Origin of the sequence: Listeria monocytogenes (assembly GCF_013282665.1) — a bacterium.
In the GTDB taxonomy this organism is placed as follows: domain Bacteria; phylum Bacillota; class Bacilli; order Lactobacillales; family Listeriaceae; genus Listeria; species Listeria monocytogenes_C.
This window is the reverse complement of record NZ_CP054041.1, coordinates 2691957-2717032: the sequence shown is the minus strand read 5'-3', so window position 1 is coordinate 2717032 and position 25076 is coordinate 2691957. Positions and strand designations below refer to the sequence as shown.

General features: G+C 38.3%; 23 protein-coding genes. 20 read left to right on the top strand and 3 right to left on the bottom strand.

What is annotated here, in order from left to right; genetic code table 11:
* Nucleotides 1-3 precede the first annotated feature (3 nt).
* The 4 genes from argB (at nt 4) to HRK21_RS13635 (ending at nt 3415) form a co-directional block, all read left to right on the top strand.
* The gene (gene argB / locus HRK21_RS13650) at nt 4-756 is read left to right on the top strand and encodes an acetylglutamate kinase (RefSeq protein WP_069888734.1); all 753 of its coding nucleotides are present in this window, start codon (nt 4-6) and stop codon (nt 754-756) included.
* Nucleotides 753-1913 carry an acetylornithine transaminase gene (gene argD / locus HRK21_RS13645; protein WP_070006719.1) on the top strand — a complete coding sequence of 387 codons (1161 nt, stop codon included), beginning with the start codon at nt 753-755 and terminating at the stop codon, nt 1911-1913. Before argB ends, argD begins: the two co-directional genes overlap by 4 nt.
* A complete protein-coding gene (argF, locus tag HRK21_RS13640) occupies nt 1910-2860 on the top strand; it encodes an ornithine carbamoyltransferase (protein WP_003739048.1) in 951 nt (316 codons plus the stop codon). The genes argD and argF overlap by 4 nt, the downstream gene beginning before the upstream one ends.
* Nucleotides 2861-3160: 300 nt before the next feature.
* Nucleotides 3161-3415 carry a hypothetical protein gene (locus tag HRK21_RS13635; RefSeq protein WP_223276777.1) on the top strand — a complete coding sequence of 85 codons (255 nt, stop codon included), beginning with the start codon at nt 3161-3163 and terminating at the stop codon, nt 3413-3415.
* Nucleotides 3416-3510: 95 nt separating this feature from the next.
* Here the strand turns inward: HRK21_RS13635 and HRK21_RS13630 are convergent, their stop codons facing one another.
* Nucleotides 3511-4314 (bottom strand): NAD kinase, encoded by an 804-nt coding sequence (locus HRK21_RS13630; protein WP_070006718.1) that lies wholly within the window; start codon nt 4312-4314, stop codon nt 3511-3513.
* A 179-nt stretch (nt 4315-4493) separates the two neighbouring features.
* On the opposite strand from HRK21_RS13630, the gene sppA reads away from it, so the two are divergent.
* The 5 genes from sppA (at nt 4494) to HRK21_RS13605 (ending at nt 9028) form a co-directional block, all read left to right on the top strand.
* Complete coding sequence (sppA, locus tag HRK21_RS13625; protein ID WP_069888736.1) at nt 4494-5507, top strand: signal peptide peptidase SppA; 1014 nt, start codon at nt 4494-4496, stop codon at nt 5505-5507.
* 19 nt (nt 5508-5526) lie between these two features.
* Nucleotides 5527-6063, top strand: coding sequence for an RDD family protein (locus HRK21_RS13620; RefSeq protein WP_070006717.1), 537 nt, complete (start codon nt 5527-5529; stop codon nt 6061-6063).
* Nucleotides 6064-6124: 61 nt separating this feature from the next.
* Nucleotides 6125-6622 (top strand): thiol peroxidase, encoded by a 498-nt coding sequence (tpx, locus tag HRK21_RS13615; RefSeq protein ID WP_003723312.1) that lies wholly within the window; start codon nt 6125-6127, stop codon nt 6620-6622.
* A 190-nt stretch (nt 6623-6812) separates the two neighbouring features.
* Entirely contained in the window at nt 6813-7811 is a 999-nt protein-coding gene (locus HRK21_RS13610) for a class I SAM-dependent methyltransferase (protein WP_069888739.1), read from the top strand.
* A gap of 23 nt (nt 7812-7834) precedes the next feature.
* Nucleotides 7835-9028, top strand: a complete 1194-nt coding sequence (locus HRK21_RS13605) for an acetate kinase (RefSeq protein ID WP_031665576.1) — start codon at nt 7835-7837, stop codon at nt 9026-9028.
* Nucleotides 9029-9079: 51 nt separating this feature from the next.
* On the opposite strand, the gene HRK21_RS13600 is transcribed toward HRK21_RS13605, so the two are convergent.
* Complete coding sequence (locus tag HRK21_RS13600; RefSeq protein ID WP_003719873.1) at nt 9080-9544, bottom strand: universal stress protein; 465 nt, start codon at nt 9542-9544, stop codon at nt 9080-9082.
* A 238-nt stretch (nt 9545-9782) separates the two neighbouring features.
* On the opposite strand from HRK21_RS13600, the gene ald reads away from it, so the two are divergent.
* Nucleotides 9783-10895 carry an alanine dehydrogenase gene (gene ald / locus HRK21_RS13595; protein ID WP_003739043.1) on the top strand — a complete coding sequence of 371 codons (1113 nt, stop codon included), beginning with the start codon at nt 9783-9785 and terminating at the stop codon, nt 10893-10895.
* A gap of 41 nt (nt 10896-10936) precedes the next feature.
* On the opposite strand, the gene HRK21_RS13590 is transcribed toward ald, so the two are convergent.
* Entirely contained in the window at nt 10937-12034 is a 1098-nt protein-coding gene (locus HRK21_RS13590; RefSeq protein ID WP_070006716.1) for a M24 family metallopeptidase, read from the bottom strand.
* 164 nt (nt 12035-12198) lie between these two features.
* Here HRK21_RS13590 and HRK21_RS13585 point away from each other — a divergent pair, with 164 nt between their 5' ends.
* From HRK21_RS13585 to HRK21_RS13540, 10 genes are all read left to right on the top strand, one after another.
* Nucleotides 12199-12885 (top strand): metal-dependent hydrolase, encoded by a 687-nt coding sequence (locus HRK21_RS13585; RefSeq protein WP_070006715.1) that lies wholly within the window; start codon nt 12199-12201, stop codon nt 12883-12885.
* A gap of 25 nt (nt 12886-12910) precedes the next feature.
* Nucleotides 12911-14224 (top strand): CBS-HotDog domain-containing transcription factor YtoI, encoded by a 1314-nt coding sequence (gene ytoI, locus HRK21_RS13580; RefSeq protein ID WP_003739040.1) that lies wholly within the window; start codon nt 12911-12913, stop codon nt 14222-14224.
* A 20-nt stretch (nt 14225-14244) separates the two neighbouring features.
* Nucleotides 14245-15180 carry a DHH family phosphoesterase gene (locus HRK21_RS13575; protein ID WP_070006714.1) on the top strand — a complete coding sequence of 312 codons (936 nt, stop codon included), beginning with the start codon at nt 14245-14247 and terminating at the stop codon, nt 15178-15180.
* A gap of 121 nt (nt 15181-15301) precedes the next feature.
* Nucleotides 15302-18628, top strand: coding sequence for a DNA polymerase III subunit alpha (gene dnaE / locus HRK21_RS13570; protein ID WP_070006713.1), 3327 nt, complete (start codon nt 15302-15304; stop codon nt 18626-18628).
* A gap of 217 nt (nt 18629-18845) precedes the next feature.
* Nucleotides 18846-19730 (top strand): acetyl-CoA carboxylase, carboxyltransferase subunit beta, encoded by an 885-nt coding sequence (accD, locus tag HRK21_RS13565; RefSeq protein ID WP_012581257.1) that lies wholly within the window; start codon nt 18846-18848, stop codon nt 19728-19730.
* Nucleotides 19720-20676 carry an acetyl-CoA carboxylase carboxyltransferase subunit alpha gene (locus tag HRK21_RS13560; protein ID WP_003726608.1) on the top strand — a complete coding sequence of 319 codons (957 nt, stop codon included), beginning with the start codon at nt 19720-19722 and terminating at the stop codon, nt 20674-20676. Before accD ends, HRK21_RS13560 begins: the two co-directional genes overlap by 11 nt.
* Before the next feature lie 283 nt (nt 20677-20959).
* A complete protein-coding gene (pfkA, locus tag HRK21_RS13555; protein WP_003739036.1) occupies nt 20960-21919 on the top strand; it encodes a 6-phosphofructokinase in 960 nt (319 codons plus the stop codon).
* Nucleotides 21920-22201: 282 nt separating this feature from the next.
* Nucleotides 22202-23959 carry a pyruvate kinase gene (pyk, locus tag HRK21_RS13550; RefSeq protein ID WP_003727384.1) on the top strand — a complete coding sequence of 586 codons (1758 nt, stop codon included), beginning with the start codon at nt 22202-22204 and terminating at the stop codon, nt 23957-23959.
* 119 nt (nt 23960-24078) lie between these two features.
* Entirely contained in the window at nt 24079-24456 is a 378-nt protein-coding gene (locus HRK21_RS13545; RefSeq protein WP_069888745.1) for an FxsA family protein, read from the top strand.
* Nucleotides 24457-24612: 156 nt separating this feature from the next.
* Nucleotides 24613-25074: a DUF441 domain-containing protein gene (locus HRK21_RS13540; RefSeq protein ID WP_003725694.1), complete on the top strand. Its 462-nt coding sequence runs from the start codon at nt 24613-24615 to the stop codon at nt 25072-25074.
* Nucleotides 25075-25076 lie beyond the last annotated feature (2 nt).

The window sequence follows — 25076 nt, the reverse complement described above, 5'->3', positions numbered from 1 at the left end:
AGGGTGGAGAACACGATAGTTATAAAACTCGGCGGTGTGGCAAGCGATAATTTAACAGATGCTTTTTTTCGACAAATTACTGATTGGCAAGCGGCAAATAAGAAAATCGTCCTCGTTCATGGCGGCGGTCATTATATTACAAAAATGATGGAAGCCCTCGCTATTCCAGTCGAAACGAAAAATGGTCTGCGGGTCACTAACAAAGCGACTCTCGAAGTGACAAAAATGGTTTTAATTGGTCAAGTCCAACCAGCTATTACCACTGCTTTTCAAAAACGAAATATCTCGGTCATTGGTTTGAATGCGGGCGATACAGGGTTACTGGAAGCAGATAACTTAAGTGACACTGATTTAGGCTTGGTTGGTAAAATCACGAAAGTAAAAACAAATTTAATTGAACAATTACTTAGCGAAAATATTATCACCGTGATTGCGCCGCTTGGTATAAATAGTGAACATGATTGGCTCAATGTTAATGCGGACACAGCTGCTTGTGAGGTAGCAAGCGCACTCCAGGCAGAAGCACTCTATTTACTAACAGATGTTCCAGGGGTGAAAAACGGCTCAGAAATTATTGGCGAAATAGCCACAGCAGAAATTGAAAAGCTGCAAAAGACTGGCGTAATCAAAGGCGGAATGATTCCTAAATTAGCAAGTGCTGCCTTTGCCGCTGATAATGGTGTTGAACAGGTGATTATTACAAATTCCCTTGAAACAATAGGTACAAAAATAAAAAGCAAGGTGGCGATAGGATGAACTATGTCTTTCCAACGTATAATAGATTCCCCATTGATTTAATAAAAGGTACGGGTACGATCGTAACAGATGTATTTGGTAAAACATATCTTGATTTCACTAGTGGTATCGCTGTTTGCAATCTAGGCCATTGCCCGGAGAACGTCACAGAAGCAGTACAACAACAACTAACGAATATTTGGCATACATCGAATTTATATGAATGTGCTTTGCAAGATAGTGTCGCAGAATTAATTGCTGATGGTAAAGACAGATTAGTTTTCTTTTGTAATAGCGGAACAGAGGCAAATGAAGCAGCGCTCAAATTAGCTAGAAAATATACCGGCAAAGAAAAAATAATTACTTTTGAGAAATCTTTTCACGGACGTACTTTTGGTTCGATGTCAGCTACCGCCCAAGCTAAAATTCATCAAGGGTTCGGGGGTCTTGTTCCTGGCTTCACTTATGTCCCTTATAACGACATCGAAGCTTTCCGAGCAGAAATCGATGAACATACAGCAGCAGTCATGTTAGAAGTAATTCAAGGAGAAGGTGGCGTCATCCCAGCAAATGCAGCCTTTCTTTTAGAGGTTCAATTGCTTTGCAAAAAAATGGGGGTATTATTCATTATTGATGAAGTGCAGACTGGGCTTGGGCGAACGGGGACGCTTTATGGATTTGAGCAGATTGGTTTAGATCCGGATATTTTCACTTTAGCTAAAGGGCTTGGAAATGGCTTGCCGATTGGAGCGATGGTCGGAAAAGCGAATCTAAGTAGTGCTTTTGGGCCGGGAAGTCATGGCTCTACTTTTGGAGGAAATAAATTGGCACTTGCGGCGGCTAAAGAGATATTACGAACAATGAAACAAGCGGGATTTTTAGAAGAAGTAAATGCCAAAGCAGACTATTTTAGAAACTTGCTAGAAGTGCATTTAGGGATATTGGATAACGTTTCTGCCATTCGTGGCGGAGGGTTTCTGATAGGTATAGAACTTGAAAATGCCGCAGAACCAGTTGTAACGGAACTTAGAGATAAAGGATTGCTAATACTAACTGCGGGGCCTAATGTGCTGCGAATCTTACCACCTTTAACCGTCAGTTATATAGAAATCGATCAAGCCATATATTTACTGAAAAGTGTTTTGGAAAACCAATTGATTGGGAGTGAAGAGGGATGACAATGTATGCGAAAAATAATACAACTGGTAAAGATATGCTCAGCTTACTTGAATGGAATAAAGAAGAATTGACAGACATCATTAAATTAGCTGTTGCAATGAAAACGAACCCAGCTCACTATAGCCATATTTTAAGTGGGAAAATTTTAGGAATGATATTTGATAAGCCTTCTACTAGAACACGGGTTTCTTTTGAAGCAGGAATTTTGCAATTAGGTGGACAAGCGATTGTGATGAGTTCAAAGGAATTGCAAATCGGGCGTGGTGAACCGATTAAAGATACGGCGCATGTGATGTCAGAATATATTGATGCAATTATGATTCGGACATTTAGTCATGAAAAAGTAGAAGAATTGGCGTATTATGCAGAAATTCCCATTATTAATGGCTTAACTGATCTGCATCATCCATGCCAGGCGTTAGCGGATTTAATGACTATTTATGAATGGAAAGATCAGTTGGAAGGTGTCAAACTAGCTTATATTGGTGATGGTAATAATGTATGTCATTCTTTACTGTTAGCAGGTGCCATGGTTGGATTAGATATTCGTCTTGCAATGCCAAAAGGGTATGAAGTCGATGAAGAGGTTTTAGCAACGGCGGAGAATCTGGCGAAAGAAAGTGGTGCCAAGATTTTCGTTACGGAAGACCCGAAACATGCAGTGACAGATGCGGATTTTATTTATACAGATGTTTGGACAAGTATGGGACAAGAAGAGGAAAATGCAAAACGTTTAGCGGATTTTGGTGAAAAATATCAAGTGAACGCAGAATTAGTTAGCGTTGCTAAAGCGGATTATCACTTCTTACATTGTTTACCAGCGCACCGAGAAGAAGAAGTGACAGCTGAAATCATTGATGGCAATCACTCGGTTATTTATCAACAAGCAGGAAATCGGCTTCATGCACAAAAAGCATTACTAGCAGCAATTTTGGAAGCAAAATAATTAAAGGGACAGGTAATAGGAGAAAAATATTTGAAAATCTCTGATTTCTAATATAATTCTTCTAACTAATTTGTTTGTAATCATGTATAATAGTAAAAAGTGAACCCCCTATTGATTTAACAATATCACTATGCTATATTGTTTGTGGGAAAAATCAAGTGAAGCGATTTTATGTTAGGCAGGGGTCAGAGTAGGCACAAAATTTTTACAGGAACTTGAAGAAACCGTGTATGACACAATTTTTATTGGAAAGAATTTTTGCAAACAGCTTATGATAATTCTATAATGGAGCGCGTAGATATGAATAGAGACAAAGTAATACATGTTTTTTTAAGTAGTGATAATTTATCCGAAAATTTAGCTTACAAGATTGTTGCAAATTTAAAATCTGAAAGAGAAGCTAAAATGAGATTTAACCTGACCCAATTAAATTTTGAGTTTGAAACACAGGAAGTAATAATCTCCTATTATATTCTTGACGAAGAGTATCCGGATAAAATAGTAACTTTTCAAGAGTTATTAGATTTGTTAAAATACAACTATAAACTAACGTAAGATAAAACAACTACTACTAAAATAAAAAAGCAATATGAATTGGAAAAATTCCAAAACATATTGCTTTTTTATTCATTTATTTGATGCTCAGTTTTTTATAAGAAATTACGTTTCACTTTATCCCAGAAAGAATTTTTAGGTAGTTTAATAATATTGATGAAACAATCGCCTACTTCTAAATTAACTTCATGCACGTGTTGGATACTAAGTGCTTCGCTGTCCATTCCAATCATTGGGAATTCGTTATTTCCTTCTTCAGACGCAATTTCAATACGTAGTTTGCGTTTTGGACTAAGGATGAACGATGAACCTAGCGTACGGAATTTATTGTTGTTAATAGAAGCTAGTTCACTTACTTGCATAGATGGAAGAAGTGGGTCCACGATAGAACCGTTCACTGATTTATTATAAGCAGTACTTCCAGTTGGTGTAGAGATAACCATTCCGTCGCCGCGGAAAGTTTCGAAGTGAGAATCATTAATATAAAGATCCATCGTAAGTGTTCTAATGATAGAAGAACGAATGTTAAATTCATTTAGCACATAAAATGCTTTGGTATTATTCACTGTTCCATAAATAGTTGGGTAACGACGTACTAACCAACGATCTTCAATGGCTGCCTTGATGATTTCATCCAATTGATTAATATGGAAGTCACAGTATTGACCTAGTTGCTCTGTTAGCGCAATCCCTGCATATAAACAATCTTGACGGAAGCCAGTTTCTCTTACAGATTTAAGAAAAGCACCATCACCACCAATGCTGATAATAACGTTTGCTTTTTGATAGTCATCAGTTAATTCATATCCATAATCAGTCGTAATTTTCTTCAATTCTTTTGCTTTTGCATGTAGTTCTTCTGTTTTTCGATAGGAAAAATAAAAAATAGTTTTTGCCATGTTAGTTGTCCCTCCAGAATCCAATTTTAAATCAACAAACTTATTATAACATGACTTAAGGGCAATTTCTTTCTTCATCCGTAAAAAAGTGAAATGGAACACAATTTAAAAGAAAGATTGTACAAAATAAAAGAGACTGGTATTATTACATTATCTACATAGAAAAAGGGGAGAAATTAATGAATGCTAAAAGATGGGTTGCACTAGGGATTGTTTTTGCACTTTTAATAGTTAGTGCGTTAGCAAAGTTTACTTCAAGTCAAATTGCTTCAATGGAAGAGAGTAGTCCGACATTTGTCGAAAGTCTATTCGCGGATACCGGCGAACTAACCGAAACAGTCATTGAAGAAGGTGGGGATGATACAATTGCTGTATTATCTGTAGATGGTACTATTCAAGATACGGGAGATTCTGGTTCTTTACTTGGAGGCGGGGGCTATGATCATTCATTTTTCATGCAACAATTAGAACAAGTGAGAAATGATGACTATATCCAAGGCGTACTGCTGTATGTTAATTCACCAGGTGGTGGTGTTATGGAGTCTGCGCAAATTCGTGATAAAATTCTACAAATTCAAAAAGAACGCAATATTCCATTCTATGTTTCCATGGGGAGTATGGCAGCATCAGGTGGATATTATATTTCCGCACCAGCCGACAAAATTTTCGCAAGTAAAGAAACATTGACTGGTTCACTTGGGGTTATTATGCAAGGGTATGACTATAGTGAACTCATGAAAAAATTAGGTGTTTCAGATAATACTATTAAAAGCGGCGAATATAAAGACATTATGAGCGGGACAAGACCAATGACGGAAGACGAGAAGAAAATTATGCAGTCAATGATTGATGATTCTTACAATGAGTTCGTTAAAGTCGTCGCAAAAGGCCGTGGAATGTCCGCAGAAGAAGTACGAAAAATTGCAGATGGACGCATATACGACGGTCGCCAAGCAAAAGAGAACGGGTTGATTGATGAGTTTGGTTATCAAGAAGATGCCCTAGAAGCTTTGAAAAAAGAACAAGGGTTAGCTGATGCGACAGTCATTCAATATGATGCACCAGAAGACTTTAGCTCGTTATTCTCTGTAGCTGCACAAAAAATCTCTGGTCAAAATGCAGATATTTCCCAACTAATCAAATTAACTGGCACGCTTAAAGCGCCAAGAATGATGTATTTATATGGAGAATAATGTGAGAGGAGAGGCGCAAATGGCGAATGAAAATATTGCTTTTGAAAACAAACGCCAAGTCTATCATTATGAACCACCAATTCAGAAAGAAGAAGCCATTCCTAAACAGTACTTTGCTGGCTTTTGGATTCGGTTTTTAGCTTATTTAGTCGATTTAGTTGTTATCGCGGCCTTGAAGGAGATTATGATTAATCCGATCTTCCGCGTTTCTGGAATGGGGATGGATGGCAGTTTCTTCACGTTTTATTGGGTGATGACAACGATTATCTTTCTAGCTTACTTTATTTTGCTTACGAAGTTTTTCGGACAAACGCTTGGTAAAATGTTATTTGGTCTTCGCGTAGTGAAACTTGATGGCACAAAATTAACTTGGTTAACCGTTTTATTTCGAGAAGGTGCGATGCGTTTTGTCTTAAAAACCATTTGGCCGTTATACGTCGTTTGTGCTTTTACACCAAACAAACAAGGCATTGCGGACTTCTTTGAATCTACCTCCGTCGTCCATATGGGCTACTTAGAACTAGATGAAAAATGGGTAAATGGAGCAAAAAAATAGCTTATAGCACATTTCTTCTTTAAAATGTAATAGAAGCGTCCATTAAAGGAGGAAGAATAAAATGACTCAAGTAACATTTAAACATAATCCAGTTACACTCGTAGGTACCGAAAGAAAAGTAGGCGACAAAGCGCCGAACTTCACCGTGGTGAATAGAGATTTAGAAGAAGTAACATTGCACGATTATGACGGGAAAGTGAGACTTATCAGCGTCGTTCCTTCCATTGATACAAGTGTTTGTTCCACACAAACGCGTAAATTTAATGAAGAAGCAAGCAATTTAGATAATACAGTTGTCTTAACTATTTCCGTTGATTTACCATTTGCTCAAAAGAAATGGTGTGCAGCAGAAGGTTTACCAAATGCGATTACATTATCTGATCACCGCGATCTTTCTTTTGGCGAAGCATACGGTGTAATCATGAAAGAACTTCGCTTACTAGCGCGTTCTGTTTTCGTGGTAAATGCAGCAGGAGAAATCGTTTACACGGAAGTAGTTCCAGAAGGTAGCGACCATCCAAATTACGAAGCAGCAATAGAAGCAGCAAAAAAAGCCTAAATCTTAAAAGCCTTCCTTTAAATAGGAGGGCTTTTTTCTGTATTACTACTAAAAATAAACTGTACTAATTATAATTAAAAAATTCCAGCGTTAATTTCCACTTTTACTACAGAAAATCCTTTCACATTCTTTAGAAATACTGTATAATGTTTGGTGGTGTTAGTAATGATGAAAATTCGAGGTGTTACTTTTGGCAAATGAAGCAACGCAAGAATTATTTCAAGTGCTTGATAATACAGCTATTATCTTGCAAAATGAGCTTGAAATAAGCTATTTGGAAGCGGTTTATGAAACAGGAGAAAATCTGTTTCAAAAAGAAGTTTTACAAAAAGAAGAGTTGTCTTCTGAAACACAATTGAAATTACAAGCGTCTTACGAAAGTATCGAACTTGAGAATTTCTCAAATGAAGAAATCCGCAAAGGTCTTCAATTAGCACTACTAAAAGGCATGAAACATGGTATTCAAGTGAACCATCAAATGACGCCAGATTCCATTGGTTTTATAGTGGCATATTTGCTTGAAAAAGTAATTCAAAAGAAGAAAAATGTTTCTATTTTGGATCCAGCCTGTGGCACTGCAAATCTTTTAACAACAGTGATTAATCAACTAGAATTAAGAGGTGATGTAGACGTTCATGCAAGTGGTGTAGACGTAGATGATTTGCTTATTTCGCTTGCATTAGTAGGAGCGGATTTACAACGACAAAAAATGACTTTATTGCATCAAGATGGTCTGGCTAATTTATTAGTTGATCCCGTAGATGTCGTAATTAGTGATTTGCCAGTTGGGTATTATCCGGATGATGAAAATGCGAAAACATTTGAACTTTGCCGTGAAGAAGGGCATTCATTTGCACATTTCTTGTTTATAGAACAAGGAATGCGCTACACAAAGCCAGGAGGATATTTATTCTTCTTGGTACCTGACGCAATGTTTGGGACTAGTGACTTTGCTAAGGTGGACAAGTTTATCAAGAAAAACGGTCATATTGAGGGAATTATTAAATTGCCTGAAACACTGTTTAAGTCTGAACAAGCACGAAAAAGCATCTTGATTTTACAAAAAGCGGATGAAGATGTAAAGCCGCCAAAAGAAGTTTTACTAGCCAATCTCTCCTCGCTAACAGATCCGAGCGTAACTGCACCGATTTTAGCTGAAATAGAGAACTGGTTCAAGAGGAAACAATAATGGAAGGAATTGACAAAAACAAAATGGAAAAAACGATTGCAATTAACGCCGGAAGTTCTTCACTGAAATTCCAATTATATGATATGCCATCTGAACGTGTTATCACAGCTGGGATTGTAGAAAGAATTGGTTTGAAAGACTCTATTTTTACAATTACAGTAGACGGAGAAAAAATCAAAGAAGTTATTGATATTCCTGACCATGAAATTGCTGTTCAAATGCTACTTGAAAAATTAATTAATCACAAAGTTATCGGTTCTTACGATGAAATCACTGGAATTGGTCACCGTGTTGTTCATGGTGGAGAAAGATTCCCTGAATCCGTTTATATTGATGACCAAGTAATTAAAGATATTGAAGCTTTATCTGAACTTGCGCCGCTTCACAACCCAGCGAACGTTACTGGTATTAAAGCATTCCGCAAAATTTTACCTGATGTTGTTTCGGTAGCTGTTTTTGATACAGCTTTCCACCAAACAATGCCGCCAGCAAGCTATCTTTACAGCTTGCCATATAGCTACTATGAAGACTACGGTATCCGTAAATACGGTTTCCATGGTACAAGTCACAAATATGTATCCGAACGCGCTGCAGAACTTCTAGGACGTCCTGTGGAAGAGTTGCGTTTACTTACTTGTCACCTTGGTAATGGTGCTAGTATCGCTGCAATTGAAGGCGGAAAATCAATGGATACTTCCATGGGATTCACGCCACTAGCGGGTGTTTCTATGGGAACTCGTTCTGGTAACATTGACCCAGCGCTTATTCCTTTCATCATGGAAAAAACTGGTAAAACAGCAGAACAAGTACTTGATGTGTTAAACAAAGAATCCGGTATGCTTGGCGTATCTGGTATTTCAAGCGATCTTCGTGATCTAGAAGATGAAGCAGCAAAAGGAAACGACCGCGCAGAACTTGCACTTCAAGTTTTCGTTGACCGCATCCATAAATACATTGGTTCTTATGCAGCTCGTATGAACGGTGTAGATGCTATTATCTTCACAGCTGGTATCGGTGAAAATAGTTCATACATCCGTGAAAAAGTACTTCGTGGACTTGAATTCATGGGCGTATATTGGGATCCAGCACTTAACCAAGTGCGCGGAGAAGAAAGATTCCTTAACTACCCACATTCCCCAGTAAAAGTTATCATCATTCCTACGAACGAAGAATTAATGATTGCTCGTGATGTAGAAACAATTAAAAATAATCGCTAAAAACAAGAAAAAAAGGCTAGCTCTGAATTCAGAGCTAGCCTTTTTCTATCATTATTTTTCATCTTTATAATCAGGAACATCATTACGTACTACAAGAACATCGCAAGGGGAGTGACGAATAATGTATTCAGATACACTACCAATTAACAAGCGTTCCACAGCGTTAAGACCTGTCGCACCACACATGATTAAATCTGCTTGAAATGCTTTTGCTGCTTCTTTTGTAATGGCTGTTTTTGGAGAACCATACTCAATGTAGCTTTCTACTTTTGTTACACCAGCTTTTAAAGCATCTTCTTTATAGCCACTAAGTAATTCATCTGCATATTCGGTAGCTTTGTCTGCCATGCTTGTATCGTAATTGGCTACAGATGAAAACGCGCGTGTATCGATAACGTGTACCAGACCAAGCGCCGCGTCATTACGGTTAGCCACTTGAATTGCTTTTTGGAATGCTCTTTCTGCTTCTTTGGATCCATCAACTGCTACTAGAACTCTTTCGTATTGTTGTAACATAATAATTCCTCCAATCAAAATATGTATTTTCTATACTTATATTTTACCCTCTTTTTCCTAAAAGAACCATAAAATGAAAAATAAATTCGGTTCATACAAAAAATCCGTCTAATTTTACTAAAACTTTTGTTTGAATTTCAGTTGGTTAATTTTTTACAACTTAGGTATATTGTGTTAGCATGGGGGTGTAGAAAATCTTTTATAGTCTATTATACCTATATCAAGGAGAGTGATTTAGATGTTAGTCGGCGTACCAAAAGAAATTAAAAATAACGAGAATAGGGTGGCAATGACTCCGGCAAGTGTTTTTTCATACGTAAATGCAGGTCATACTGTATACGTGGAAAAAGATGCGGGCATTGGCTCTAATTATCAAGACGCTGATTTTGTGCAAGCGGGGGCAAAAATTGTTGCAACAGCTAAAGAAGCTTGGGATGTAGATATGGTTGTAAAAGTAAAAGAACCGATTGCATCAGAGTATACATACTTTAAAGAAGGACTATTACTTTTCACATATTTACATTTGGCCAATGAACCAACGCTTGCGAAAGCTTTGATGGAAAGTAAAGTAAATAGTGTAGCGTATGAAACTGTAGAACTTGCAGACCACACGTTGCCACTACTTTCGCCAATGAGTGAGGTTGCTGGTCGAATGGCAGCTCAGATTGGTGCACAATTTTTACAAAGAACGAATGGTGGTATGGGTGTCTTGCTTGGTGGGGTGCCGGGTGTAGAGAAAAGTGAAGTGGTTATTATTGGTGGCGGAATCGCTGGAACAAATGCAGCAAAAATTGCAGCTGGTTTAGGTGCCAACGTGACCATTCTTGATATGAATTTGAAACGATTGCGCGAGCTGGACGATATTTTTGGCAATCAAGTCCAAACATTAATGTCGAATGATTTTAATATTGAAACAGCTGTGAAAAAAGCTGATTTAGTTATCGGAGCAGTATTAATTCCAGGTGCAAAGGCCCCTAAGCTCGTCAAAGAGCATGTAATTAAACAAATGATTCCGGGATCTGTCCTTGTAGATATCGCGATTGACCAAGGAGGTATTTTTGAAACAACGGATCATGTTTCCACCCATGACAATCCAACCTATGAAAAACACGGCGTACTCCATTATGCTGTGGCAAACATGCCGGGCGCAGTGCCACGGACGTCCACTTTGGCGCTTACTAATGCAACTTTACCTTTTGGATTGAAACTTGCTAATCAAGGCTTAGAAGCAGCTGTACAAAATGACCCATTCTTACTTCGTGGATTAAATACATACCAAGGTCACATTACGTACAAGGCTGTTGCAGATTCGCTTGGTTTACCTTATACGGATAGCAAAGAATTAATTTAATAAAAAAGCGAACTTTCTCAAAGGAAAGTTCGCTTTTCTTGTTAGTTAATTACTTGTAAAGTTTTCGGGAATTCTGTTAATACTTGTACGCCGTCTTTGGTGACAACGAGGTCATCTTCTATACGAACGCCGGCAACACCGGGAACATAAATACCTGGTTCAATAGTGAATACCATGTTTTCTTGCAGTTCCATATTGTTCGTTTCTGTAATAGAAGGGAACTCATGGACACTTGCGCCAAGACCGTGACCAAGACGATGTGGGAAATAATCACCGAAACCTGCTTCACGAATAATATTTCTAGCAGTTAAATCAATTTCGCTTGCTTTTACGCCGGCTTTTACTTTTTCGACAGCGGCAATTTGTGCTTCTAACACAGTGTCGTAAATCTTTTTCTGTTCATCGGAAATGGCACCAAAAGCTACTGTGCGTGTAATATCAGAGCAATAACCTTGATGGACAACGCCTAAATCAAATAAAACTAAATCGCCTTTTTTGATTTTTGTTTCGCCTGGAGTACCGTGTGGCAGGGCACCATTTTTACCAGTAAGCACCATTGTATCGAAAGACATGGCAGTTACGCCTTTTTTCTTCATTTCGTATTCGATTTTCGCCACGATTTCTGCTTCTGTTTTACCTTCTGCGATTTCGTTTACACCAACTCGTACGGCGTAATCGGCTAATAAGGCTGCTTCTTTTAATATTTTTAGTTCTGCTTCGGTTTTAATCAGACGAATTTGCTCAATTTTGTGTTCAATCGGAATGAAAGAGCTGCCCGAGAATAATCCGTTTAATTGTTCGTAACGATCTACGCTCATATGTTTTTTCTCGATAGCAAATTTGCTTGGATTTGCAACGCGTTTTTTGATTTCGTCTGCAATAATTGTGAAAGGATTCTCGGTATCGTTATATCCGTATGCAGGGTGTGTCCAGTCGCCACCGCGCACATCTTCTACTTCAAGAGCGGGTGTAAATAAAAACGGCTCACTATCTGGGAAAACTGCTAAGCCAAGCACGCGCTCGTGAGGCTCGCTATGATAACCCGAGAAATAAGCGATGTTCTCTGGGTCTGTCAAAAATGCCACTTCGGCACCTTGATCTTTTAGCCAATTTTGTAAGACATCGATATTTTTTTCCATAAATGTACCTTCTTTCCAATTGATTTCTACTTCATGATAACATGCAAAGGAATTATTTTGCTAATAAACACCTTCTAGTTTACGAGGTGTTATATAGTAGTTTATAATAAATAGTGGTACAATAATACACATAGAATAATGAATCAGGAAGGAAGTTTTTTAACATGAAGATTTCATTTCATGGTCAGTCTTGTATTAAAATAATTACTCGGGATACAACTATTCTCGTAGATCCATTTATTTCTGGTAATGAGAAATGTGATTTAAAAGCAGAAGAGCAGATGCCTGACTTTATCGTTCTGTCGCATGGGCATGACGATCATGTCGGTGATACAGTTGAAATTGCTAAAAATTCAGGAGCAACCGTTATTTGTAACGCGGATTTAGCTTCCTTTTTGGCAGTAGAGGATGGACTTGAAAATATAGCACCAATGCATATTGGTGGGAAAAGACAGTTTAGCTTTGGGCAAGTGAAGTTAACGCAAGCGTTTCATGGATCGCAGACGGTTCGAGATGGCCGCATTGTTAACCTAGGTTTCCCAACTGGGATTGTGTTTACAATAGAAGATAAAAATATTTATTTTGCAGGGGATACTGGTTTGTTTTCTGATATGAAATTAATTGGTGAATTAAACCCGTTAGACGTTGCTTTCTTGCCGATTGGAGATAATTTTACCATGGGGCCAGAGGATGCGGCAATTGCGGCACGATTTTTACAAGCAAAATTAGTTGTTCCAATGCACTACAATACGTTTCCTTTAATTGCACAAGACCCACACAAATTCGTCGCATCGCTTGACGAAGGGATAACTGGAAAAGTGCTTGAAATCGGAGAAAGTATCGAAATCTAACAAAATAGGAATGGGTGAACGAGTCGTGGCCACAAAACATGAACAGATTTTAAAATACATTGAAAATCTTGCAGTAGGAGAAAAAATATCTGTACGAAAAATCGCGAAAAACTTGTCTGTAAGCGAGGGAACTGCTTATCGTGCTATTAAAGATGCCGAAATCATTGGATTTGTTTCTACTATTAAACGAGTGGGGACGCTTCGAATTGAACGGAAACAAAAAGATAGTATCGAAAAATTAACTTTTGCTGAGATTGTGAATATGATTGATGGGCAAGTGTTAGGCGGTCGTTCTGGACTATACAAATCGCTTAATAAATTTGTTATTGGAGCGATGACGGTAGAAGCAATGGAACGTTATACGGATGCTGGCAACTTACTAATCGTCGGAAACCGAGTTAGCGCCCATGAACTTGCTTTAAAACGCGGTGCGGCGGTGCTAATTACTGGTGGATTTGATACGGATGACGAAGTAAAACAATTGGCGGATGAGAAAGAATTGCCCATTTTATCAACTTCCTATGATACATTTACAGTCGCAACGATGATTAACCGCGCAATTTATGACCAATTAATAAAAAAAGAAGTGGTTTTTGTGGAGGATATTTTAACACCACTAGAAACCACGGCATTTTTATCTACATCGGATAAAGTAGAAGATTGGCACAAAATGGAAGAAGCGACAGGTCACAGCCGTTTCCCTGTTGTTAATCGCGCGATGAGACTGACTGGAATGGTTACAAGTAAGGATATTCTGGAAAAAAATCCGAGTATTTCGATCGAACGAGTAATGACAAAAAATCCATTAACAGTTGGTCCGAAAATGAGTGTAGCCTCGGTGGCGCACATGATGATTTGGGAGAGTATCGAAGTAATTCCAGTCGTTAAAGACGATTTAACATTAATCGGGATTGTTAGCAGACAGGATATCTTGAAATCTATGCAAATGATTCAAAAACAACCGCAAGTCGGCGAAACGATTGATGATACCATTGCGAATCAACTTTCTGAAAAAGCAGATACGGGCGAAGAGGCAGATTACGAATTTAAAGTAAGCCCGCAAATGACTAACTCGCTTGGAACATTATCGTACGGCGTATTTACACAAGTAATTTGTGAAGTTGTACAGCAAAAACTATTTTCTATGAAAAAACGGAATGTAGCGATTGAAAATGTAACGATGTATTTCCTAAAACCTGTTCAAATGGACGCGACAATTATTATTAAACCGCGAATTTTGGAGATGGGACGTAAGGCTGGGAAGCTTGATGTAGAACTTTACTTAGAAGGAATTTTGACCGGAAAAGCTATTGTCGCTTGTCAAATGATGGAACGTTAAAATGAAACAGGGGCGAAATGATGAAAAATGAAATTTTACAACAAATAAAGCAATATGGCACGATTATTTTGCATAGACATGTAAGGCCAGATCCAGATGCCTACGGGTCACAAATGGGGCTTGCAGAAATTATCCGGGCTAGCTTTCCTGAGAAAAAAGTCTATTCAGTTGGAAATGATGAAAAGTCGCTCCAATTTCTTGGTATAGTAGACGAAATATCGGATGAAATTTATAAAGATGCGCTTGTAATTGTGTGTGACACCGCGAATCAAGAAAGGGTTTCAGACAAGCGTTTTAATCTTGGTAAAGCACTAATCAAAATTGACCACCATCCAAATGATGATGCCTATGGTGATTTGCTTTGGGTGGACACGACGGCTTCTTCTTGCAGTGAAATGATTGTCGCTTTTTGGGAAATGTTTTCGGAGGAATTAATTTTGACCGAAACTGCTGCGAGACTTCTTTATGCGGGAATTGTTGGTGATACTGGGAGGTTTTTGTATCCAAGCACAACGGAAGAGACTTTGCGTTTGTCCGCGCATTTAGTGACATTTCCGTTTGATCGTCCGGCTCTTTACCGAGAATTATATGAATTACCGAAAAATACGGTAAAGCTTTCTGGATATATTTTGCAAAACTTTGTCATGGATGAGAATGGTGCTGCAACCGTTTATTTAAGTGATACGCTTTTAAAAGAGTTTGAAGTTGATCCGCGCGACGCTTCCGCACTTGTTTCGTGTATCGAAAATGTGGAAGGTATCAAGGCGTGGATTATGTTCATTCAAGAAGGTCCTGTTTTCAGAGCTCGTTTGCGTTCTAAAGGTCCAGTTATTAATGAATTGGCCAAAGAATATGGGGGTGGTGGACATCCACTTGCTTCTGGTGCGACACTCCATAATGAAGAAGAAATAAAGGAAATGACGGCAAAATTGCAACTTATTTGTGCCACTAAATAATTGGAAAATAAAGTCGGATTAATTATCTGGCTTTATTTTTATATAAAAACACGAACACACTTTCTTTTTTATAGCTTAACCGATATAATGGAAAAAGAGAGTTTTGAAAGGAGAGAGGATAGTGGGTTTTGTTCATTTACAAGTTGCGAGCGCTTATGATTTGCTTTCAAGTACAGCATCGATTGATAAGCTAATCGCTAAAGCAAAAGAATACCATTATCCAGCCTTAGCAATTACGGATAAAAATGTACTTTACGGAGTAGTCGAGTTTTATCAAAAGTGTTTAGCGGCGGATATAAAACCAATTATTGGGATGACAGTGACGATTCAAGGTTACTTAAATCCAATTAATTCCTATGAGTTGATATTAATTGCGGAATCAACCGCTGGATATCACGAGTTATTAAAAATTGCAAGTGCTATTCAAACACGCGAAGAAGGACCAGAATTACCACAAAGCTGGTTACGCGCTTATAGCAGTGATTTGATTGCGATTTCGCCTGGTGCCAAAGGAGAAATCGAGCGTCTTTTGATGGAGGAGAATCGTGAGGGAGCACTAGAGGTTTACGCAAATTTGGCCGATATTTTTGGCAAGGAATCGGTTTATTTATCTGCGCAAAAAGAAAATCCGCGCCTTTTTGCAAAAATAGAAACATTTTCTGCAGAAGAAAAGGTGCCGGTTGTTGCGACAAAAAATGTACAATATTTAGAGCCAAAAGATGCGCAAGCGAAAGAAGTCTTAACTGCCATTCGCGATAATCGAACGGTCGACTGGACGACTTTACCACTCGCTGGACCAAATTATTTTACTTCACAAGAGGAAATGGAACGTGATTGGCAAACGGATTTCGAAAAACGAGCATGCATAGAAACTGGTGAACTTGCAAAGCGTTGTCATGTTGAAATTGCTTTGGATCAGCATCTATTACCTAGATTTCCATTAGAGGAAGGACAAACCGCGCCCGATGTTTTGCGTCAGACAGCCTATGATGGCTTAAAAGAACGAGATTTATTAGGGGCGGAATACCAGCAACGATTAGAATATGAATTAAAAGTTATTACGGAGATGGGATTTGCCGATTATTTTTTAATTGTGTGGGATGTTATTCGTTATTCTCGCGAGGCAGGAGTTTTAACAGGACCAGGCCGGGGCTCTGCGGCAGGATCGCTCGTTTCCTATGCACTCAGAATCACAGATGTCGATCCGATTCGATACAATTTACTATTTGAACGTTTTTTAAATCCAGAACGTATCACGATGCCCGATATCGATTTAGATTTTCCGGATAATCGCCGCGATGAAGTGATTTCGTATGTGGTATCTAAATACGGAGAAGCGCATGTGGCACAAATTGGTACGTTTGGAACACTGGCCGCAAAAGCGGCCATTCGCGATACCGCGAGGAGTTTTGGGCTCAATTCTGTACTATTATCTGAATGGTCTAAGTTGATTCCAAGTCAATTAGGTATTACGTTACAAAAAGCGCTACAAGAAAGTCCTCGTTTAGAAAACCATATTAAAAGTTCCAAAGAAAATGAAATGATTTGGGAAGTTGCTTGCCAAATCGAAGGTTTACCACGCCACATTTCGACGCATGCTGCCGGGATTGTTATTAGCGATAAGCCGCTCGTAGAACAAGTCGCACTTCAATTAGGTAGCGGAGATGCACGTTTGACACAGTTTGCTATGGGCGAATTAGAAAAAATTGGCTTACTTAAAATGGATTTTTTAGGACTTAGAAATCTTAGTTTACTCGACCGTGTCTTAAAATCGGTTAACTACAATAGGGAAAAACCGTTAACATTAGCCGATATCTCTTTAGAAGATAAAAAAACATTGAAACTATTCCAAACAGGTGACACGACAGGGGTATTCCAATTTGAATCGGACGGGATTCGACGTGTACTCCGAAAATTAAAACCAACTTCTTTTGAAGATGTTGTGGCGGTAGATGCACTTTATCGTCCAGGTCCAATGGAACAAATTGATACATTTATCGCTAGAAAACACGGAAAAGAAAAAATTCAATATCCTCATCCAGATTTAGCGCCTATTTTGGAAGTGACGTACGGCGTTATCGTTTATCAAGAACAAATTATTCAAGTAGCGAACCAAATGGCTGGGTTTTCACTTGGGGAAGCAGATTTATTAAGAAGAGCGGTCAGCAAGAAGAAAGCAGATGTCTTAAACGAGGAACGAATTCACTTTGTAGAAGGCGCTAAGAGTAAAGGTTATTCGGATGCTAGCGCTAACCAAGTGTATGATATGATTGTTCAATTCGCGAATTACGGTTTCAACCGAAGTCACGCAGCGGCTTATTCAAAAATCGCTTTTCAATTAGCTTATTTAAAAGCGCATTTTCCAGCTGCATTCATGTCATCGCTTCTTAGCTCTGTTTTCGGCAATGACGACAAAATTTCCCAGTACATTACCGAAGCGAAAAACTATGGAATTAGTATGTTAGCGCCAAGCATCAATCATAGTAATTACTACTTCCAAGTGGAGAATGAAACATCTATCCGCTATAGTTTCCGTGTTATTCGCAAAGTCCCAACGAAATTCATTTTAGAAATTATTAACGAACGAAAAAAAGCACCTTTCCGAGATTTCTTTGATTTTTGTGAAAGAATGCCACATAAAATGCTTTCAGAAACCGTTTTAGAAGCGCTCGTATTTTCTGGTTGTTTTGACGAATTTGGTGAAGATCGAGCAACGATTTTGGCAACTATTGATGCAGTGCTACAATATATTTCACTACTCGGTGAAGATTCAAAAGGGATGAATCTTTTCGCGGAAGATGATGACTTTTTGAAAAAGATGAAACCACGTTACCGGAAAACCGCGCCCATTTCGATTGATGAAAAGTTGGAGAAAGAAAAATTATACACAGGTCAATATGTTTCAGCGCATCCAGTATCGTATTATCAAAACAAATTACAAAACCTTGCAATCACAAGACTTGCAAATCTTTCTTCTGGCAAAAATTATCAAGTAGCTGCCTATGTACACGAAGTAAAATCAATTAGGACAAAAAAAGGCGAAACGATGTGCTTTTTAACAATTAGTGATGACTCCAAAGAACTGAGTGCTGTCATGTTCCCAGAAAGTTACCGTAAATTCGCTAATTTTGCACAAAAAGGGGAAATCCTCTTTTTGCAAGTGAAAGCAGATACGAGAAACGGGGAACTCCAGTTAATTATTAATAAGGCAGAAGATTTAAAAGAAATTAAAGCCCCAGTTAGATTATTTTTGAAATTAACAGAAACGCAGCAAATGGAGCAAATTAAACCGATTTTAGCGCGTTATAAAGGAGAAAGTAAGGTTATCGTTCATCAAGCGATAACGAAACAAACAGCAGAGCTAAAAAATATTCAAGTATCGCCATCAAATGAGTTGCAAGAAGCGTTAGTAGAGCTGCTTGGTCAAGAGAATGTAGTCATTAAGTAATCTTAGACTTTCTATATTTATGAAAAGTATGTTATAGTTTAACGTGGAAAACAATATTGCGCAGTCTGTCCAGTTCTAATTCGGATAGACTGGCATTTTGTCTTCTTGTGGGAAAATGCGGTTGATTTATGTTTCATGTCTTTATTCATTTTTTATTTTTACAACATTAAGAATCGTTAATAACCACAATAGAAAGCGTAAATGGGGAGGGTTATCCTTGCTAGGAGACTTGTTTACAAAACCAAAAAAGAGAAAATATGCCACAATTCCTTCTGATGGAACGAAAGCAGATGTTCCAGAAGGAATTATGACAAAATGTCCAGAATGTAAAAAAATAATGTATACCAAAGAATTGCAAAAAAATCTTATGGTATGTAATTATTGTGGTTTTCACCATCCAATTGGGGCAAAAGCACGAATCGATATGCTTGTTGATGAAGGCTCTTTTGAAGAAATTGATGCTAATTTAACGACAGCAAATCCACTTGGTTTTGAAGATTATATGGATCGAATTGAGAAAGATAAGCAAAAATCTGGTTTAAATGAAGCGATTCTTACTGGTCATGCAACTATTGGCGGTAATCCACTTGTTATTGCAGTGATGGATTCTCGTTTTAGAATGGCGAGTATGGGCTCTGTTGTCGGTGAAAAAATCCTTCGTGCTGTGGAAGATGCTGATAAAACAAATAAACCATTTGTTATTTTCACTGCATCTGGCGGTGCGCGTATGCAAGAAGGGATGCTGTCACTTATGCAAATGGCAAAAACTTCTGCTGCATTCAAGCGATTTAGCAACCACGGTGGGCTTGTTATCACGGTAATGACACACCCAACTACGGGGGGAGTTTCTGCTAGTTTTGCATCGCTTGGAGATTATAACTTTGCAGAACCAGGAGCACTTATTGGCTTTGCAGGTCGCCGAGTGATTGAACAAACCGTTCGTGAAGAATTACCAGAAGACTTCCAAACGGCAGAGTTTTTATTAAAGCACGGGCAACTAGATGATTGTATTTCACGCCTTGATTTGCAAAATAAATTAAGTTTTATTTTAAGCATTCACGTGAAAACACCTGAAGTGGGAGGTGAAGCGGATGGCGAATGAGATGGAATTTGAGAAACCCATTTTAGAATTAAAAAGCAAAATTGCGGACTTAAAAGAATACAATGAAACTTCTGATGTGGATTTGACCAATGAAATCGAAAAGCTAGAAAAACGCTTAGCTAAGTTAGAATCAAGTATTTATAGCAATATGACTGCTTGGGATAAATTTCAAGTAGCCCGCCATCCAGAGAGACCTACGACACTTGATTATATTTCACTTTTATTTGAAGACTTCATGGAACTTCATGGGGATCGTGCTTTTGGTGACGATGCTGCAATTGTTGGCGGTATCGCAACTTTCCACGGCATCCCAGTGACAGTTATCGGTCACCAACGAGGTAAAGATACAAAAGATAATCTGCATCGTAATTTTGGTATGCCTCATCCAGAAGGTTTCCGTAAAGCGCTACGATTGATGAAACAAGCAGATAAATTTGGTCGACCAATTATTTGCTTCATTGATACGAAAGGTGCCTATCCAGGTCGTGCTGCTGAAGAACGAGGTCAAAGTGAAGCCATTGCTAGAAACCTTTATGAAATGAGCGATATGAAAGTCCCAATTATTTCTATTGTCATCGGTGAAGGCGGAAGTGGTGGAGCACTCGCTCTTGGTGTTGGAAATCAAATTTTCATGCTTGAAAATGCGGTTTTCTCTGTTATTTCACCAGAAGGAGCAGCAGCTATTTTATGGAAAGATGCCAGTCAAGCGAAGAAAGCAGCGGAGTCTATGCGAATTACAGCTGGAGATTTGTTCGAACTTGGCATTACAGATGGAATTATTCCAGAAGTAAAAGGTGGTGCGCACCGAGATTTAAATGCGCAAGCCGAAGAAATTAACAAAACTATCACGAAGTCTTTACATGCACTAATGGCATTTTCTGAAGAACAATTGATAGAACAACGTTATGAAAAATTCAAGAAAATCGGTGTATATGATACTTTATAAACAATAAAAGAAGCGGATTTCCTAATTTTAGGAAATCCGCTTCTTTGGTATATGCCAACCCCTGAAATAAAGTTTATCCTTTCACAAGTATAGACCAATTATATTTATTTAAGCTATAAAGCCATTTTTAATAAGAATCGGAATAGACCGATATTCAAAATGGCGATTTGTAGAGCTTCTTGTTTAAAAAAGTGCTCTGTTGAAGCTTTTCATTTGACCTTTTTTCATGTAGAATAAACACATGTGATGAAAAACAATATCATTGTCTGAGGTGGTAAGTAAAATGAAACGAATTGCAATTTTAACAAGTGGAGGAGACGCTCCAGGAATGAATGCAGCCACTCGTGCTGTTGTACGGAAAGCAATCTATGAAGGACTTGAAGTTTACGGTATTAACTATGGCTTTTTAGGGCTAGTCAATGGCGATATTCGTAAACTAGAATTAGGTTCTGTTGGTGATTTACTTCACCGCGGAGGTACATTCCTTTATTCCGCAAGATATCCTGAATTCGCTACAGAAGAAGGACAACTTAAAGGAATTGAACAATTGAAAAAACATCAAATCGATGGCCTAGTTGTTATCGGTGGAGATGGTTCTTATCACGGAGCAGAAGCACTTACAAAACGTGGATTCCCAACTATTGGTATCCCAGGAACAATTGATAATGATATTTCTGGAACTGATTTTACTATTGGTTTTGATACTGCGTTAAATACTGTTCTTGATGCACTTGATAAAATCCGCGATACAGCTACAAGCCATGAACGTACTTTCATTATTGAAGTTATGGGTCGTGACGCTGGCGATATCGCTCTTTGGTCTGGACTTGCTGGTGGCGCTGAAGCTATCATCGTTCCAGAAGAAAGCTTTAATATGGATGATGTCGTGGATCGTTTGAACAAAGGTCGTGAACGCGGTAAAAAACATAGCATCATCGTCGTTGCTGAAGGTGTAATGTCTGGTAATGAATTTGCTAAACAATTAGCTGAGTATGGTGATTATCATGCACGTGTAACTGTTCTTGGACACGTTCAACGTGGTGGTAGCCCAACTGCATTTGACCGTGTGCTTGCAAGCCGTCTTGGTGCGCGTTCAGTAGAATTATTGTTAGAAAACCGCGGAGGATTAGCTGTAGGAATCCGTGAAAATAGAATTGTCGAAAATGACATTAGTGAAGTTTTAAAAGAAAAACACACACTGGATCAAAAATTATTTGATTTAGCATCTATTTTGTCGATTTAAAACGGCTGAAGAGCTGGCTGCCATGACAAAGCATGGTAGCCTTTCTTTGTGAAAAATTTTAGTAACGTATTAAAAATAAACTTTGAGGGTAAAGAAAAGTAAATCGTTCATTAAGCATACTGTAACAATCTGGAAAACGTTTTCTTGTTATCGTTACCATGCAGAGTGGTTGCAACTTTATTCACAAACTGACTTGTTTTACAAGGTTGTTACTGGTAAAATGTGGAAGATATGTTTATAATTAATACGAATGAATAGCTAAGTTCTAGGAGGAGTAATAACATGAAAAAAACGAAAATTGTTTGTACAATTGGTCCTGCAAGTGAGTCAGTTGACACTTTAGTTCAGTTGATCGAAGCAGGAATGAACGTAGCACGTCTTAATTTCTCTCACGGAGACTTTGAAGAGCACGGTGCGCGTATTGTAAATATCCGTGAAGCATCGAAAAAAACTGGCAAACAAGTGGCTATCTTACTTGATACAAAAGGTCCAGAAATCCGTACAAACGACATGGTTGGCGGAAAATTAGAATTCCAAACAGGTGATGTTGTACGTGTTTCTATGACTCCTGTTGAAGGAACAAAAGAAAAATTCTCCGTAACTTACGGCGAACTTTACGATGACGTAGAAATCGGTTCTTCCATTTTACTTGATGACGGTTTAATCGGTCTTGAAGTAATCGAAAAAGACGAAGCTAATCGCGAACTAGTAACAAAAGTACTTAACCCAGGTGTACTTAAAAATAAAAAAGGTGTTAACGTACCAAACGTTTCTATCAACCTACCAGGAATCACAGAAAAAGATGCTGCTGATATCCGCTTCGGTTTAGAACAAGGTATTGACTTTATCGCTGCATCTTTCGTACGTCGTGCTACAGATGTTCTTGAAATTACTAAAATTCTAGAAGAGCATAACGCAACTCACGTACAAATCATTCCTAAAATCGAAAACCAAGAGGGCGTTGACAACATCGACGAAATCTTACAAGTATCTCAAGGCCTAATGGTTGCTCGTGGTGACCTTGGTGTTGAAATTCCAGCTGAAGAAGTTCCGATTGTACAAAAAGAACTTATCAGAAAATGTAATAAACTTGGTAAACCTGTTATTACTGCAACACAAATGCTTGATTCCATGCAACGTAACCCACGTCCAACTCGTGCGGAAGCAAGTGACGTAGCGAATGCGATTTTTGATGGAACAGATGCAATTATGTTATCCGGTGAAACAGCTGCTGGGGATTATCCAGTAGAAGCAGTTAAAATGATGGCGAAAATCGCTGTTCGTACAGAAGAAGTATTAGTTGCTCAAGATAAATTTGCACTTAAACTTCACGAAAATACGGATATGACAGAGGCTATCGGTCAAGCAGTTGGCCATACTGCGAAAAACCTAAATGTACAAACTATCGTTGCTGCGACTCAAAGTGGTCACACAGCACGTATGATTTCTAAATACCGTCCAAAATCTCATATCGTTGCTGTAACATTCAACGAGCATGTATACCGCGGCTTAGCACTTTCATGGGGTGTTTATCCTCGTCTAGCTACTCCGGTTAGCAACACAGATGAAATGTTCGACCTTGCAGTGAAAGAATCTCTTGCTTCTGGCGTTGCGAAACAAGGCGATTTGATCATCATTACAGCTGGTGTTCCAGTTACTGAAAGTGGAACAACAAACGTAATGAAAATCCAATTAATTGGTGAAAAAGTTGTTAAAGGCCAAGGTATTGGTAGCAAATCTGTTATCGGTAAAGCAATCGTTGCTAAATCCAATGCAGAAGCACTTGAAAAAGCAGAAGAAGGCGGAATCTTAATCGTTAAAACAACGGATAAAGAAATGCTACCTGCATTCGAGAAAAGTGCAGCAGTTGTTGTGGAAGAAGGCGGTTTAACTAGCCACGCAGCAGTTGTAGGAATCAACCTTGGCATTCCTGTCATCGTTGGCGCTAAAGATGCAACATCTCTTGTAAAAGACGGTGAAATCATTACTGTTGATTCTCGTCAAGGCGTTGTTTATAACGGCAAAACAGCAACACATTAATAACCAACAGTCTAAAAAGCGTCCCGCATGCGGGACGCTTTTTTTATGCGCACGCCTGTATTATTTTTCGATTACGCCAAAATAGGTTATAATAGAGAGTAAGTATTGGAGTTGATTTTATGAGGAAATTTATTCTTTATTGGGCTTTATACGGCTTAATGGAGTTAATTATGTACGTTTGGTTATTCCAAGTAATTGGCTTTTGGCCACTACTTTTTATTCAGATAGCTTCAAGTGCTTTTGGTATTTTTATTTTCAAGCGACTTGGTGGCAATCTTTTTCGAAATTTACGAGATGGTCGTACTGTAGCCCCATATTTGTTGGATAGTTTGTGCTTTTTTATCGCTGGATTTTTATTAATTATTCCAGGTGTTATAACAACTATACTTGGACTACTCATTTTTATTCCATTTTCTCGCAAACTATTAAAACCCAAATTAACCAAATGGCTTGCAAATCAAAAGAAACATACGCAATATTATTATTTTGATATGTAATTAAAACCTCTATGGGAAAAATTTTCTATAGAGGTTTCATTGAAAAAAGGGCAATTCATTTTCCTTATGGCATTTTAGTATTACTATAAGGTATGTTTATGATATAATAATTGTTATCTCGCTTCCTAGATGCGTGATATTGAAAGGTGACTTAATATGTTTACGGAAAGTATGTTGTTTTTACTTCTTTTTTTACTTCTCGGACTTATAGCAAAAAATAATTCGCTTATCATTGCTGTAGCTGTCGTTATTTTGTTGAAGTTATTTCACGTCGATGGCAAAGCGATGGAAATGATTCAAGCAAAAGGGATAAATTGGGGTGTAACGATTATTACGGTTGCTATCTTAATTCCAATCGCAACTGGTCAAATCGGTTTTAAAGATTTAATTGATTCTTTCAAATCGGCAGCTGGCTGGATTGGCCTTGGTGCTGGAATTGCCGTTTCAATCTTAGCGAAAAAAGGTGTAGGCTATATGGCCGTTGATCCACAAGTGACTGTCTCACTAGTATTCGGAACCATTTTAGCAGTGGTGCTTTTTAGAGGTATAGCGGCTGGCCCAGTCATTGCAGCTGGTATTGCGTACATGGCGATGCAGTTAGTTGCATTCATAAAATAAGT

Excerpts from the sequence above, each read along its gene's own strand:
- argD (WP_070006719.1), top strand. The coding sequence starts at position 753 with ATGAACTATGTCTTTCCAACGTATAATAGATTCCCCATTGATTTAATA.
- argF (WP_003739048.1), top strand. The coding sequence starts at position 1,910 with ATGACAATGTATGCGAAAAATAATACAACTGGTAAAGATATGCTCAGC.
- HRK21_RS13635 (WP_223276777.1), top strand. The coding sequence starts at position 3,161 with ATGAATAGAGACAAAGTAATACATGTTTTTTTAAGTAGTGATAATTTA.
- HRK21_RS13630 (WP_070006718.1), bottom strand. The coding sequence starts at position 4,314 with ATGGCAAAAACTATTTTTTATTTTTCCTATCGAAAAACAGAAGAACTA.
- sppA (WP_069888736.1), top strand. The coding sequence starts at position 4,494 with ATGAATGCTAAAAGATGGGTTGCACTAGGGATTGTTTTTGCACTTTTA.
- HRK21_RS13620 (WP_070006717.1), top strand. The coding sequence starts at position 5,527 with ATGGCGAATGAAAATATTGCTTTTGAAAACAAACGCCAAGTCTATCAT.
- tpx (WP_003723312.1), top strand. The coding sequence starts at position 6,125 with ATGACTCAAGTAACATTTAAACATAATCCAGTTACACTCGTAGGTACC.
- HRK21_RS13605 (WP_031665576.1), top strand. The coding sequence starts at position 7,835 with ATGGAAAAAACGATTGCAATTAACGCCGGAAGTTCTTCACTGAAATTC.
- HRK21_RS13600 (WP_003719873.1), bottom strand. The coding sequence starts at position 9,544 with ATGTTACAACAATACGAAAGAGTTCTAGTAGCAGTTGATGGATCCAAA.
- ald (WP_003739043.1), top strand. The coding sequence starts at position 9,783 with ATGTTAGTCGGCGTACCAAAAGAAATTAAAAATAACGAGAATAGGGTG.
- HRK21_RS13590 (WP_070006716.1), bottom strand. The coding sequence starts at position 12,034 with ATGGAAAAAAATATCGATGTCTTACAAAATTGGCTAAAAGATCAAGGT.
- HRK21_RS13585 (WP_070006715.1), top strand. The coding sequence starts at position 12,199 with ATGAAGATTTCATTTCATGGTCAGTCTTGTATTAAAATAATTACTCGG.
- HRK21_RS13575 (WP_070006714.1), top strand. The coding sequence starts at position 14,245 with ATGAAAAATGAAATTTTACAACAAATAAAGCAATATGGCACGATTATT.
- HRK21_RS13560 (WP_003726608.1), top strand. The coding sequence starts at position 19,720 with ATGGCGAATGAGATGGAATTTGAGAAACCCATTTTAGAATTAAAAAGC.
- pfkA (WP_003739036.1), top strand. The coding sequence starts at position 20,960 with ATGAAACGAATTGCAATTTTAACAAGTGGAGGAGACGCTCCAGGAATG.
- pyk (WP_003727384.1), top strand. The coding sequence starts at position 22,202 with ATGAAAAAAACGAAAATTGTTTGTACAATTGGTCCTGCAAGTGAGTCA.
- HRK21_RS13545 (WP_069888745.1), top strand. The coding sequence starts at position 24,079 with ATGAGGAAATTTATTCTTTATTGGGCTTTATACGGCTTAATGGAGTTA.
- HRK21_RS13540 (WP_003725694.1), top strand. The coding sequence starts at position 24,613 with ATGTTTACGGAAAGTATGTTGTTTTTACTTCTTTTTTTACTTCTCGGA.